The following is a 14,290-nucleotide window of genomic DNA, read 5'->3' on the forward strand; positions in this document are numbered from 1 at the left end:
CTTATAGAACAACACTTTTCAGAAGCAATTTCATCTTCAGCTGTAATACTGATCAGACATCGCTTTTGAAAGCCCCCCTGCAACCTTTTGGAGCAAGCTTACCACTCTTGAGTACTCCATCCGGGTGGGACCGAGTATGGCAATTGTCCCGATTTTCTTATCGTCAATTGAGTAATCTGCTGTAATCAGACTGCAGTATTCCATAGCAGTGATCTGATTCTCTTTCCCAATTGAAATGGAAAGCCCGGTATCTTTGCTGCTTAGTAATTTATAAAACAGCCGTTCCTCATCAATCATCCTCAGAAGGGTTTTTACCTTTTCAAGATCACTGAATTCCGGCTGATTCAGCATATTGGTTTTTCCGCCGAAGAACAGCTTTTCCTGATGATCTCTCGGCAGCAGACTGTCCTCAAAGGATTTAAGGAACATTCCGTAATTCTCAATATGCATTTTCAAAAGACTGGCTACTTCCTTGTACATTTTATCCTTAAGTTCAGAAAGTGAAACCCCTGAAAGACGTTCATTAAGGATATTGACGACTTTTTCTAAATCGCCTGGACGTACACCTTCCGGAAGGGAAATCGGTCTGCTTTCAACATGTCCCGTATTTGTCACCATAATGGCAACTGCAGCATTTTCGCTGATTGGGATAATTTGCAGGTGTTTAAGCTGATTTTCATTCACTTTTGGCCCTAGCACAATGGTCGTGTAGCTGGTCATATCCGAAAGGATCTGAGCAGACTTCTGAACCATTTTCTCCAGTTCAAAGATCTTTTCCTCAAAAAGAGATTTGATCAATCGAACCTCATTGCTTGCCAGTCTTTTAGGAGACAGCAGATGATCGACGTAATACCTGTAGCCTTTCTCTGAAGGTACACGTCCTGAAGAAGTGTGCGGTTTTTCAATAAAGCCCAATTCTTCGAGATCTGCCATTTCATTCCGAATGGTAGCTGAGCTAAAAGATATCTCTTCTTTTTTGGACAGGGTTCTGGAACCGACAGGCTGAGCTGACTGGATGAAGTCATCAACAATTACCTGCAAAATCAGCAATTGACGATTAGTTAGCATCTGTCATCACCTCTGTTAGCACTCGTAGTAGCTGAGTGCTAATACTATTAACAAATTATCAAAACAGAAAAGAAAAGTCAATTCAAAAGTCTTCTTTTTTTAAGGTTAAGAAAGCCCGATAAACGACTGAAAAACCTCATTACCGAGAAGCCTCCCCTGAACTGAAAGAAAGATGCTCGATTCATCCTCTTCAAGCAGTCCTTTCTGTTTTTGAACCTTTATCGGCTCGCAGAAAACATCCGTCAGTTCTTTACCGAATTTATTTTTAAATACTTGCTTGCTGACTCCGGCACTTTTTCGAAGTCCGAGGAATAGCTCTTCTTCCATTTGTTCGTCTTCAGTTACTTTATGCCGGGTTGTGATCGGGGAACCAGACTCATCAATTAACGCCATGTATTTTTTCAAAGGACCGGCGTTCACTTCCCTCATCCCATCTACATACCCATGAGCCCCCGCGCCAAAACCAAAATATTCTTCATTATCCCAGTAGGTGAGGTTGTGCCGGCTTTCCATTCCAGGGGAGGAAAAGTTGCTGATTTCATACTGATGAAATCCTGCTTGCTCCATTCTCGACATTAAGAGTTCATACATACGTGCCTCCTCCTCCTGAGGGGGAAGCGGCAGTTTTCCTTTTTGAACAAGATTGTAGAAAACTGTTTTCGGTTCAATGATCAGGGAATACGCAGAAAAATGCTGCACGTCAAGACTTAGTGCCAAATCCAGCGTTCTTTCAAAGTCTTCTGCAGTCTGTCCGGGCAGACCGAACATTAAATCAATACTCAAGTTGTCAAAGCCTGCTTTTTTTGCATCTTCAACTGTTCTAAGCACGTCCTGCTTCCGATGCACTCTGCCTATTTTCTCCAAGAGCCTGTCTTCAAAACTCTGGACCCCAATACTGAATCGATTGACTCCAAAACTTTTAAGAAGCCTCATTTTCTCGTAGGAGAGGTCCCCAGGGTTTGCTTCGACCGTAAATTCAATCTGCTTATCTGAAGGAAGAAGATGGCGGCTAATTGAGGTCATCAGCTGTGTAAGCTGTGACTCATCGAGCGCTGTCGGAGTCCCTCCGCCGATAAAAATGGTATCAAGCTTCTGTTTATCATGTTTTTGCATCACTTGGGCAATTTCTGTATTTAAATAGTCTAGATACAATTCAACCGGCTGGTTTTGGATAAAAATCTTATTAAAATCGCAATAATGGCAGATGTATTCGCAGAATGGGATATGGACATAGGCTGCTTTCACCATGATGGGCACTCCTTTTTAAAGGAAGATGCCGCAGAAACTCTGCGGCATCCCTTATCATTTTTAGTTATCATCCATTTTAAGAACGGCCATAAACGCTTCCTGCGGTACCTCAACTGAACCTACCATTTTCATGCGCTTTTTACCTTCTTTTTGCTTTTCAAGAAGCTTTCTTTTACGGGAAATGTCTCCGCCGTAACATTTAGCCAGCACGTTCTTTCTCATAGCTTTAATCGTAGAACGAGCCACAATTTTCTGGCCGATTGCTGCTTGAATAGGCACCTCGAACTGCTGGCGCGGGATGAGATCTTTCAGTTTTTCAACAATCACTTTACCTCTGTCATATGCACTGTCGCGGTGAACGATAAAGGATAAAGCGTCAATTGTTTCATTGTTAAGCAGGATATCCATTTTGACTAGCTTGGATTCCTTGTAGCCGATTAGTTCATAATCAAATGAAGCATAGCCTTTTGTACTGGACTTCAGCTGATCGAAGAAATCGTACACAATTTCTGACAGCGGGATTTCATATACAATGCTCACTCTGATTTCATCCAGGTATTGCATGTCGATAAAAATACCCCGCTTGCCCTGGCAAAGCTCCATAACGGCACCAACGTAATCGTTCGGAACCATAACCGTGGCTTTAACATAAGGCTCTTCTACGCGGGCAATTTTTTGAGGATCCGGCATATTGGATGGATTATCAATTTTAAGCTCTTCTCCATCTGTCAAAAACACTGTGTAAATAACACTTGGTGCGGTTGTAATTAAATCGATATTAAATTCACGTTCGATACGCTCCTGGATGATTTCCATATGCAGAAGTCCAAGGAATCCGCAGCGGAAACCAAATCCCAGTGCCTGAGACGTTTCCGGCTCATATTGAAGTGCAGAATCGTTCAGCTCCAGTTTCTCAAGCGCTTCCCGCAAATCATTGTATTTGGCCGTGTCAATCGGATAAAGTCCGCAATAAACCATTGGATTTAGTCTGCGGTAGCCAGGAAGCGGCTCGGCAGCACCGTTTTTCGCACTTGTAATGGTATCACCAACACGGGTATCACCGACATTTTTAATGGCTGCGGTAAGGAAACCAACATCCCCTACCGTCAGTTCGTCCTTCATGACAGCTTTCGGTGTGAATACCCCGAGTTCAAGAACTTCAAATTCTTTGCCTGTAGCCATCATTCTGATTTTCTGTCCGACTTTCACGGTACCTTCCATGATTCGAATGTAGGCTACAACGCCGCGATATGAATCATATAAAGAATCAAAAATCATTGCTTGAAGAGGGCCTTCCGGATCTCCTGTTGGAGCGGGAACTTTTTCTACAACCTGCTCTAAAATCTCTTCAATTCCAATCCCCGCTTTAGCTGAAGCGAGAACCGCCTCTGAAGCATCAAGACCAATAACATCCTCGATTTCCTTGCGGACACGTTCCGGCTCTGCGCTTGGAAGATCAATTTTGTTGATGACTGGGAGAATTTCAAGGTTGTTATCCAATGCCAAATATACATTGGCAAGCGTCTGGGCTTCAATTCCCTGTGCGGCATCGACAACTAGCACAGCACCTTCGCAGGCTGCCAGGCTTCGTGAAACCTCATAAGTGAAATCGACGTGTCCAGGTGTATCAATCAAATGAAAAATATATTCTTCGCCATCTTTCGCTTTGTATGTAAGCTGAACGGCATTCAATTTAATCGTTATTCCGCGTTCCCGTTCAAGATCCATCGAATCCAGGAGCTGAGCTTTCATTTCCCGTTGAGTAATGGCCGAAGTCTTCTCAAGGATTCTGTCTGCTAAGGTGGATTTACCGTGATCAATATGAGCAATTATCGAGAAATTACGAATTTTAGACTGTCTTTTAAATTTATCCTGATTATTCATGATCATCTATCACTCCTACAAAACTGCGCATTACGCTAGCATTGATTATATCAATTGGAAATTCAACATTCAACTAATGTTTTGAAAGGAGCAGATTTCTTGCATACAAAAGGGGGCGGTATAAAAAGTCCTGCTGAGAGGATATGCTTGAAATTGAAACCCCCGGGACGCTGTAGGCGCATTCCGGAGGTTGTGTTTATATAGGAATGTTGGACAACTATGGTGAGGCTGATTGGAACGGAAGATGCGCGACTTTTGCTAAGAGCAGCGGAAATCAGCCGGATCCAAAATACTTTTAATCAGAGGAAGCAAATTTTGAAAACCGCTTTCTGGACAGTCCCCCGGTTGCTATTTATCTTTTTCCCCCTTCACGGCAGAAATCAGTTTGCCAAAAAGGTTTTCAATACCAGAGGAAATTCCTTTAGCAGCCTCCGACAAAGGATTGAATGCTTCCATGCTTTCGAGCTGCTTTCTTTTCGTTTCCAAATCATGGCTAGTAATCGATTGGCCGAGAACAGAGGCCTCAATCTCCTGATCCTGTCTGCTGTTTTTTATTATGAATGCACTTTTCATATCTGGATTATCATATCCCTGGAGATTTTTCATTCCGTTCCCGGCAATCTGCATTCCCATTAGGACACCTAAGAAAAGAAGTGCTGCAAAAAGGGTGGTTTTCAGCATGAATTTTCCCATTCGAATCCCTCGCGTCTTTTTATTTCTTCTCTGTCTTGACGTCAGCCTGAACTTTTTCAGCCTGCCAGTAAAATTCGCTGAATACATCAGCAACAGCCTTTGTCGTATTTCTCAATTCTTCCATATTATTATCCACTCCCCCAAATTCCATAAGGAGGGAATTTCCAGATAAATCCTGATTAAACAGTCCGTTCGAATTTTTTATTTTCAATGTGACCCCTTTACTAAGACCGGGATATTTTTCAGACAGTTTAGCATGAAGTGTTTTAGCGAGTTCAATGTTTTTTTCGCGATTCGTATTCTTCCCCCCTACCACAAATACAAGCTGAGCATAGGCTTTCCCCTTTATCGATACAGTTGTATCAGCATGAGGTCGGGAATCACGGTGGATATCGATTAGATAAGCAAGATCCTTGCCGGAAGTCATCGCTTCTTGTACGACTGGTCTTGCAGCAGAGTAGGACTGGCTATATTTCATTTTCTTGTCCTTTAATAATTTCTGAATATCTTTTTGCTCAACACGGGTCCCGACTCCTTGAGCCTCCAATTCATCGGCCAGCATTTTTCCTACAAGAGTGACGTTCGCACTTTTGTGAAAGGCATCGTCCGGATTCTTGGATGGATCTTTAAACAGCGGCAAATATGATTCTGTATTGTGCGTGTTGTAAATATACACCACTTTTTTATCACCTGTATTTTGGACCGGAGGCTTAACCGTCCCCTCCGTCTTAGCTGAAGCCTTTCGCAGCTCCTCAATTGATGCCTCCCGTTCCTGAAGCTGCACTTCTTCAGGAGGTGCAGATTCAAAAGGAATAATTGTGCTGTAATTGCCCCCTCACCCGCAACAATGATTTCGCTGTCATATAAGGAAAACCCCGGAAGCTCCCTTCCAAGCAAGCTCCTCGGATCATTCAGGTTAATACTTGCGGCGAGCTTCAAGAACATAGAGGACCAATCAGCTGGCTTGCTTTCCACCGGCAGCGCCTGCGTGAAGTAATGATTTTCAGTTCCCATTAAATGAACGAACGCTTCTCCTGCAATCCCGTCTGCGAGACTGTGAATGGAAGTTGAAGCTGGACGGTATTGAGGCTTTAAAGAGGTAAGGACCCCTGACAAAACAAAAATAAATACAAGGCCCATAAAGGCCGAAATGAGCAGTTTTTTAATGCTTGTCCCGCTGATCGCCATTATGGGGGCTGTGCTTGTCCGTTTCATGCAAATCCGTCCTCTCGCAGAATGTCTTATACATTCTATGGACAATCTGCGAGAGTTAGAACCAAAATGCTAGTGTGTGTAAGTGCCTCTATTATCGTGGCCAATATGTCCGTGAAGGGCTGAATTCAGCCCGCTTGCAATGACATTGGCCATGTCACTGATGAATACATCCACTTCCTTCGGTGTGACCATTAGGTTATGCCCAAGCGGATTTAACACTTCATGAATCAGCGCGCGCTTTTCTTCCTCTGGCAGCGTCCCGATAATACCCAAATAAGTTTGCCGATGTTCCTCGCCGGGAAGATCTTCATCGCTTAATTTTTTGCGCTCTCCAAAAGACATTCCTGCCGGGACAAGCGACCTGGATGGGCGGTCTCCCTGTGCCATTTCCCTGCCAAAATGCTTCAGGATATAATCAATCGTGTCGCTTGCGATGGTGACGGCGTCCACTACGGTTGGTATACCGATGGCAATCACCGGGATTCCCAGTGTTTCCAGGCTTAATTCTTTTCGTTTGTTGCCTACACCGGATCCTGGATGGATCCCTGTATCAGATATTTGAATTGTCGCATTGACCCGCTCAACCGATCTCGCTGCAAGGGCATCGATTGCAATTATAAAATCAGGTTTGATCCGGTTGACAACTCCTAAAATAATGTCGCTCGTTTCAATTCCCGTGAGCCCCATTACTCCAGGCGAGATGACACTGACTGGACGGTAGCCTTCTTGAACATTTTCCGGCTGCAGCTCGAATAAATGCCTTGTCACAAGAAGATTTTCCGCTGCAATCGGTCCAAGTGCGTCGGGCGTAACATTCCAGTTCCCCAGGCCTGCTATCAGGCATGAGGCCTCTTTATTAATTCCAAGGTTTTCGATGAATTTGCTGAATTCCCTTGCAAATACACCGATTACCTCCTGCTGCAGATCCGTATCCTTTTGTCTGATACCGTCTGCTTGAATGGTCAGATAATTGCCGGCTTTTTTACCCGTAGCCTCCTCGCCCTCTTTTTTGATTTCTACAGAGGTGAGTTTTATTTCCCCTTCGGTCCGTTCTTTGACGATTATTCCCTTCACTTCTCCATTATCTGAAGGATTAGGCTGAGATTGACTTTTTTCCTGCTGTTCCAGCGCAAGGTCTCTTGCTTCAATAGCAAGATCAGTACGAACGGTATAATTTCCTAAATCAAGCGAGTCACTCATTATTTTCCCTCCTGTTAATCATCCTGGTTTTATTTTTTCCAATTAGAAGGTGAGCCATTCTTAAAGTAAGCTATCAACGAAAATTCCTTGTCAGAGGTATTGCATAACCGTGCGGGGTCTGATAAAATATCTCTTGTTCTCTATGTTGGAAATAATATCGAGTTAAATAGATCTCGATTGCTTTTTTTAGGAGGTGAATCGGATGCCAAATATTAAATCTGCTATTAAACGTGTAAAAACAAATGATCAGCGCCGCGCTCATAACGCAACACTTAAATCTTCTATGCGTACTGCAATCAAAAGAGTTGAGTCACTAGTTGTTAACAACGATGCTGACAATGCAAAAACTGCTCTTCAAGAGGCTGCTAAAAGAATTGATAAAGCTGCTCAAAGCGGAATCATCCACAAAAACACTGCTTCCCGCTACAAATCCCGTTTGACTAAACAAGTTAACGGTTTGTCCGCGTAAGCAATGAACAAAGAGGGCCGGCATATTGCCGGCCCTCTTTTCTTTGTGCTTTTTACAGCCTCCCCTGCAATTAAACATGGCTGTTTTACAGGAACGGGAGCAGAACTTCACCCCGCAGCAAATCGCTTGCAGTAGACCAACTACCCCTAAGCAGCAATCATTCTTCTCAAAATTAGCCTTTTTAAAAAAACCCTGTTTAACTTGGCTTTTGATTTTCGCTTCAGGCGTTCGCTTTCCGCGGGGCGGGCGGTGAGCCTCCTCTGCGCTTTGCGCTTGCGGGGTCTCACCTGTTCCGCTGCTCCCGAGGGAGTCTCACGCCTTCCGCTCCAATCAACAGGTGATAAAAATCAACTTCATGCTTTTACATAGCCTTTAAAAAAGTATGATTCTTTTTATTTCAACGCTTTCCCCGGTCTTGCAAGCTGCATTAAGAACAGCTCCAAGATTAATACCTTATTCATTCCTCCTATTTTCATACCGTAATCTGCATCGGCAAGACGCTTCATCAGCTGCTTCAGTTCTTCTTCATGAAAAGATGATGCCTGCTGGGCTGCGAGCTTTATTCTAAAAGGGTGAACTTTTAAAGTACCGGCTATTTGCGGCTGTCCATAACCTCCTGCACTCAGCTGCTTAACTTGAAGGATCAGACGGAATTGCGAGGAAATAAGAGACAGGATTTTTATTGGCTCCTCATTTGCCTTCAATAAATCATGGAGGACATGAAGAGCGAGATCGGCTTTCCTGGCCGTCACATGATTAATCAATTCGAAAATATTTTGTTCAAGCGTTCTCGCTGTCAGTTCGTCCACCAGCGATTTGGCAATGACTCCTCCAGGCCCGGTATAAGCCGAAAGCTTGTGAATCTCCTGGTCCATCATCATCAAACTTCCGTTGGTTAAAGCTACAAGATGCTCTGCTGCATCAGACTCCATTTCGGTTTCCTGTGCTGCAGCCAGGGTATGCGTCCACTGAATAAGCTCCTGTTCTGACAAAGATTTCGCCTCGCCAATCACAGCATTCTTCTTTATGGCCTTTGAAATCTTTTTGCGCTCGTCTAATTTTTCATATGGAGCTTGTACGATTAAAACAGTATAAGGTGCGGGTTCCTTAAGATATTGTTCAAGTCTCTCTGTATTGTGCTCTATTTTCTCTTTTTTCTTTTCTCCAGTCAGAAATGAAGGATTCTTAAGGAGAACCACTCTTTTTTCTCCCATAAAAGGAAGGGTTTCTGCATCTTCAATAGCCGTTTCGACTGCTGTCTCTTCCATATCATAAATAGAGAGGTTAAAATCCTTTTCTTCTTCTTGAAGGGCGGCGGCAATCAATTTCTTCACCGATTGTTCCAATAGATACGTTTCTGTTCCGATCAGCAAATAGACCGGAGACAGATTTTTAGTGTTTATCTGCTTCCAAAACTGCAGCACATTGATCCAGCTCCTATGTAAAAAAACTCTACACTCATCGTAAAGAGTTTCCTTCTGTTTGGCAAGGTGAAGCCCGCCAAATCTTTTATGAAACGGAGGAGGGAGAATCCCCTCCATCCATATATGATAAACGTCCTTTTGCAGGTCCCGGGTTCATTCTGCAAAAAAACGATGCCGCAGCTTCTTCTTTATTTTGTGTGTAAAGCAGCATAGTATCGCTGTTAAGATCTTCTATTCTTATACAAGCGCAGGATGGATTTTTTTTCTAGTTTCCCTTATACTAATGAGGAAACAGGAGGGGTAAATGTGAATGAATTTGAGAAAAATGTGCAGAGTAAACGTAATGACGCTGTAGATTCAGGAGTTGGTTTTGCTGTTTCCTTCGGATTTTTTGCAACCCTTTTCATTATTGCAACGGTCATCAAACTCGTTGCATCCTGACGTTATATGCGGAAGTAATTCTGATGGGAGAGACTGGCGTTCAGTCTCTATTTTTTTTATTTTTGCTGCCCGGGTTTACTACATCGTATGGCGGATGGGTTCTAAAGGTTCCTGTTTCCCCGTTAAAAAGGAATTGAATGGTCCCTTCTGTATCCGTTCTGAGCGTCTCCACTCCTTTCTCCTTCAGCCTTGTTAGTATTTCCTGATGGGGGTGGCCATATCTGTTTTTCCTTCCCGCTGATATAATCGCAGCGGATGGCTGAACCCTTTCCATCATATCAGCAGATGTAGAAAATTTACTGCCATGGTGGCCTGCCTTTAAAACATCTGCTTTCAAATACTGATGCGTATTAACCAATGCGGCCTCTCCTTCCTTTTCCAAATCCCCTGTTAGAAGCCACCATTTCCCACCCAAATTAAATCGCAGGACGAGCGAATCTTCATTTTTGCTATCACTCCACTTTAAAGGCCAAAGGACCTGAAATTGGATTCCGTTTTTTCTAATGATCTGCTGCCCTCTGGCCGTTTTTACTGCAGCTCCTCTTTGGATGGTTTCTGCAATAAGTTTTCGATCGGTTTGATCACGGACAAATCCTTCCGGTACGATGAGTTCCGCTATACTGATTTTATTCAGAATATGTAAATATTCGCCCGTATGATCCTGATCTGCATGGCTAAGAAACACTGCATCAAAGTGTGATATTCCTTTTGATGACAAATAAGGAAGAAGCGTGTAATCTGAAAGCGGTTTTTTCTCTCTCTGCTGCTTCCATTCTGCATTCTCTTCGTGAAATACGAATTTCCCTCCGGTATCGATTAAGTACGTTCCCTTTTTATACGGCAGTTCAATGACAATGCAATCGCCTTGTCCTACATCCAGAAACGTTATAGAACCATTAGGATCTGTGAAGGGAAGAATGAGATCAATAATGAGCAGCCCCGCTATAATTGAAATAGCACCTATCGTTTTTTTTATCCCTTTTTCCATCGACCAAAAACAATAGATGACTCCTGCCGTATAACAAAGGAGGAGTAGACTTGGGGGTTTTCCAAGTTTAAGAAGAAAGGGATCCGCAGCAGAAATGAATTCGGTCATTCTGTTGGTCCAATCTATCATCCAATTGGCAATCCGGATTCCGCCTTCCCAAAACGGGATTTGCATGGAGGCCATAAGAAAAGAAATCAAGGACAAAGGCATAAGAATGAATGAATACAATGGAACATAGCAAGTATTGACGAGCAAACTGAGGAGGGAAATTTCCCAAAAAGAAGATAAAATGAGAGGCATTGTGGAAAGCACCGAAAGAAAGGTGAGAATCAGATTCTGTAGATGAATTCTTCCGCGGTGCTTATTAAATACTGCAGCAGACATTAAGAGACAAAAACTTATAATGAACGTGAGCTGAAATCCGGCTTGAAATAAGTGCATGGGGCTTGACGCGAGCCAAATAATAAATAGGAGCGATAACAGCTTTAGCGGATGAACCGGCCATTTCATAAGAAGAAATAGCAAATATAGCTCTGCTGCCAAAACCGCTCTTATCACTGAGGGAGAGCCCCCTGCTATGATCAAATAGGAAGGCAGAAGAAAGAATAGCAAGAGGGCAGAAGTTTCTCTGCTCAACCCTATTCTCATCATCAGAAACCTCCCTGCTGCGGCAATCAAAGCAACCTGCATTCCCGAGATAGCCAGGAGATGAATGAGGCCGATTCTTTGATACGCCTTTTCTGTATCCTGGTCAATCCATTCCCGCTCTCCAAATATAAGAGCCTGTACAATTCCTGCTGATTCAGGCGGGAAAGACCTCAGGATGAATAACAGCCCTTCAGATCTCCATTTAAGCAGCGCAGCTTCAGGCGTGGAACCAATTAGGCAATCACTTACGCTTGATGCCGTTAAAATCCAGTGAATGGATTGCGCTTCCAAGTATTCTTTATAATTGAAGCCATTTGGAATAGTTGGATTGAGAGGATATTCGAGTGTTCCTTTCACCTTGCAGCTCATCCCTCCCTTTATTGTCTGCAGTTTTTGTTTCACTGCTTCATTAGGAATAAACAATCGGATTGCGATTGTTTCATGGCTATCGAGCCTAAGCCTGGCGCTGAAACGATCTCCATCCGTAACGGGATGCATGGTAAGCATTCCTCTTCCCGTAAAGGCTCCTTCATTGAGTCTGCTTTGGCTATGATGGGTGTGAAATGAGGACAAGAATAAAAAGATAAAAAAAGCGGCAGCTGCCAAGACACTTGCTCTCGCCCTATTTTTCGAAGCATGAAGCAGGCATCCTCCCAAAACGAGGAGGATGCCTGCCCATTCTAACGAGTATTGGACCGAGATGACAGCAATGACAGAGGCAGCTGCACTTAATACGTAATTCACACAGGCGCCTCCTAATAATATGATCAGGACCCCGACATAACCCGGTCAGCCCTTCTTCTCAATTCATCCATTACAGAATCATCATCAACCAGCTCTTTTAACCGGCTGAGCAAATCTGCCAGCAGCTCGTCCTTTTCCCCGTTTTGAATACTTTCCTGCTGCCTATGCTCTACCTGCTTTACTTTTACACCAGCCTGCTGAAAAAGCTCGATGGCATACGGATGATTCTTGTAATCTGCAGAGTAGAAAACCGATTGTATCCCCGCCTGGATAATCGCTTTGCAGCACTGCAGGCATGGAAAATGAGTCACATAAATTTCTGCATCCTTTGTCGGCACGCCAAATTTTGCACATTGTAAAATGGCGTTCATCTCGGCATGAATGGTCCGGACACAATGGCCTTCAATGACATAGCATCCTGAATCAATGCAATGATCTCCGCCAGCTATGGACCCATTGTAGCCTCCGGCAATCATCCTTTTTTCACGTACAATGGTCGCCCCGACCGCAAGCCTGGTGCATGTACTTCTCAATGCCAGCAAATGGCTTTGTGCCATAAAATATTGATCCCATGAAATGCGATTCATCATTTATCCCTCCGCTTTTGTACCTTCTATTATTTTAGCGGTGAAGGAAATCCTCCGTCAAAGGTTAATTAACCTGTATCAAATCTTCCAGCTTTTCATAGGTTTTATCCCCGATTCCCGAAACCTCTTTTAATTCCTCTTCGGACTTAAATTTTCCCTTTTCTTCCCTGTATGCTAAAATGGCTTCCGCTTTAGAAGGGCCTATACCCGGGAGCGTCTGCAGATCTTCCAGTCCAGCCGTGTTGAGATTGACCTTCCCTGCGTCTGACGAGGCACTTCCTTGAGCAGCGATCGTTCCCTGAGAGAGCTCTGTTTCCACTGTTTCTCCTTTAACAGGGATATATATAGCTGTACCATCCTCCAAAACCGCAGCCAGGTTAACTTGCTTCCCATCGGCAGATTCCAGCAATCCTCCTGCTCGATCAACAGCATCCTTCACCCTGCAGCCTTCCCATAATTCATAAACTCCCGGACGATGGACGGATCCTTTTACATCCACCATAAACAATTCTTTTTTCGTACTCGCTTCCTTTTCATCTGCCGCTTCAGTGAAAGCTTCAGCTGTGCTATTATCCTGAATTTCAACACGATCAGGGATTACCTGGGTTTTTTCTGCCTTTTCCGGCAGTTCTCTAGAAAACATTAAAAATACAGCTGCTAGCAGAATGAGAGACCCTGCAATCAATAAAACTTTATACTTCTGTAAAAAATCCATGAATCACCTCAAAAGATTATATTTGGAATAAGTAAAAAAGGAGCAGCATAATGTGTAGGAGAATAGGCAAGTGAAGGAGGGGAAAGCCATTGAACATCGGTTTTATTGGAACGGGCAATATGGGAAGGATACTTATCGAGGCTTTCGTTGAGTCAAAGGCGATAAAACCCCAGGCAATTCATATAACGAATCGGACTTTAGAAAAAGCTCATCATATACAATCGGAGTTTCCAGGAATTCATGTGAGCGAAAACAGCGAAGAGATTGCGAGAACATGCTCTTTGATTTTTCTTTGTGTGAAGCCGCTTGATCTGCATGCATTAGTGACACGTCTTTCTCCGCAGCTGACGAAAGATCATTGTCTAATTTCGATTACGAGTCCCGTTTCTGCAAATCTTCTTGAAACCATCTCTCCCTGCCAAACGGCCAGAGTGATTCCCAGCATTACCAACCGTGCACTGAGCGGAGTGTCGCTCCTCACTTTTGGAGAATCGTGCTCGGAGGAGAACCGGGCTTATATTCTTCAATTATGTTCTCGCATATCAGAACCTGTTCTCATTGAGGAGAATGTAACCAGGGCTGCATCTGATATTGTCAGCTGCGGGCCGGCATTTTTCAGTTACCTTCTGCAACGTTTTACTGATGCGGCCGTTCAGGAAACACAAATCAGCAGGGAAATGGCGGAGCAGCTTGCAGCAGGGATGATTACGGGAATGGGGAAGCTGATTGAAACCGGGCATTATACACTGCCTGGCCTGCAAAAAAAGGTTTGTGTTAAAGGCGGAGTTACCGGTGAAGGAATCAGTATTCTTGAAAAGGAGCTTGGGAACGTATTTGAGCACTTGTTCAGGAAGACACATGAGAAGTTTGATGAAGATCTTTCGCTGGTCGGGGATCAATTCAGGAGCCATCACTAATTCAAATTCGTCATCGTTCTGTATATTCCTTCAATAAATTTAAAAAAAG

General features: G+C 43.7%; 12 protein-coding genes and 1 pseudogene. 3 read left to right on the top strand and 10 right to left on the bottom strand.

Annotated elements, in window-relative coordinates; translation table 11 throughout:
- Positions 1–36 precede the first annotated feature (36 nt).
- From hrcA to gpr, 6 genes and pseudogenes are all read right to left on the bottom strand, one after another.
- Positions 37–1,068: a heat-inducible transcriptional repressor HrcA gene (gene hrcA / locus J9317_RS13370; RefSeq protein WP_211559376.1), complete on the bottom strand. Its 1,032-nt coding sequence runs from the start codon at positions 1,066–1,068 to the stop codon at positions 37–39.
- Between the two features lie 105 nt (positions 1,069–1,173).
- Positions 1,174–2,313, bottom strand: a complete 1,140-nt coding sequence (gene hemW / locus J9317_RS13375; RefSeq protein ID WP_347880561.1) for a radical SAM family heme chaperone HemW — start codon at positions 2,311–2,313, stop codon at positions 1,174–1,176.
- A gap of 63 nt (positions 2,314–2,376) precedes the next feature.
- Complete coding sequence (gene lepA / locus J9317_RS13380; protein ID WP_249292176.1) at positions 2,377–4,200, bottom strand: translation elongation factor 4; 1,824 nt, start codon at positions 4,198–4,200, stop codon at positions 2,377–2,379.
- A gap of 348 nt (positions 4,201–4,548) precedes the next feature.
- Entirely contained in the window at positions 4,549–4,893 is a 345-nt protein-coding gene (locus J9317_RS13385; protein WP_211559380.1) for a DUF3679 domain-containing protein, read from the bottom strand.
- A gap of 19 nt (positions 4,894–4,912) precedes the next feature.
- Positions 4,913–6,108: pseudogene (spoIIP, locus tag J9317_RS13390) on the bottom strand (stage II sporulation protein P).
- Between the two features lie 69 nt (positions 6,109–6,177).
- Complete coding sequence (gene gpr / locus J9317_RS13395) at positions 6,178–7,308, bottom strand: GPR endopeptidase (protein ID WP_211559382.1); 1,131 nt, start codon at positions 7,306–7,308, stop codon at positions 6,178–6,180.
- Between the two features lie 202 nt (positions 7,309–7,510).
- Between gpr and rpsT the strand changes: the two genes are divergently transcribed.
- Positions 7,511–7,777, top strand: coding sequence for a 30S ribosomal protein S20 (gene rpsT, locus J9317_RS13400; RefSeq protein WP_035405160.1), 267 nt, complete (start codon positions 7,511–7,513; stop codon positions 7,775–7,777).
- A 392-nt stretch (positions 7,778–8,169) separates the two neighbouring features.
- Here the strand turns inward: rpsT and holA are convergent, their stop codons facing one another.
- Complete coding sequence (gene holA, locus J9317_RS13405; RefSeq protein WP_347880528.1) at positions 8,170–9,201, bottom strand: DNA polymerase III subunit delta; 1,032 nt, start codon at positions 9,199–9,201, stop codon at positions 8,170–8,172.
- A 306-nt stretch (positions 9,202–9,507) separates the two neighbouring features.
- Between holA and J9317_RS13410 the strand changes: the two genes are divergently transcribed.
- Complete coding sequence (locus J9317_RS13410; protein ID WP_035405161.1) at positions 9,508–9,642, top strand: YqzM family protein; 135 nt, start codon at positions 9,508–9,510, stop codon at positions 9,640–9,642.
- Between the two features lie 40 nt (positions 9,643–9,682).
- Here J9317_RS13410 and J9317_RS13415 read toward each other — a convergent pair whose 3' ends face one another.
- The 3 genes from J9317_RS13415 to J9317_RS13425 form a co-directional block, all read right to left on the bottom strand.
- Positions 9,683–12,022 carry a DNA internalization-related competence protein ComEC/Rec2 gene (locus J9317_RS13415; RefSeq protein ID WP_211559386.1) on the bottom strand — a complete coding sequence of 780 codons (2,340 nt, stop codon included), beginning with the start codon at positions 12,020–12,022 and terminating at the stop codon, positions 9,683–9,685.
- 23 nt (positions 12,023–12,045) lie between these two features.
- Entirely contained in the window at positions 12,046–12,609 is a 564-nt protein-coding gene (locus tag J9317_RS13420; protein ID WP_211562391.1) for a ComE operon protein 2, read from the bottom strand.
- A gap of 64 nt (positions 12,610–12,673) precedes the next feature.
- Entirely contained in the window at positions 12,674–13,324 is a 651-nt protein-coding gene (locus tag J9317_RS13425) for a helix-hairpin-helix domain-containing protein (RefSeq protein ID WP_211559388.1), read from the bottom strand.
- An 89-nt stretch (positions 13,325–13,413) separates the two neighbouring features.
- Between J9317_RS13425 and comER the strand changes: the two genes are divergently transcribed.
- The gene (gene comER / locus J9317_RS13430) at positions 13,414–14,241 is read left to right on the top strand and encodes a late competence protein ComER (protein WP_211559389.1); all 828 of its coding nucleotides are present in this window, start codon (positions 13,414–13,416) and stop codon (positions 14,239–14,241) included.
- Positions 14,242–14,290 lie beyond the last annotated feature (49 nt).

The organism is Metabacillus flavus (assembly GCF_018283675.1).
GTDB classification, from domain to species: Bacteria; Bacillota; Bacilli; order Bacillales; family Bacillaceae; genus Metabacillus_B; species Metabacillus_B flavus.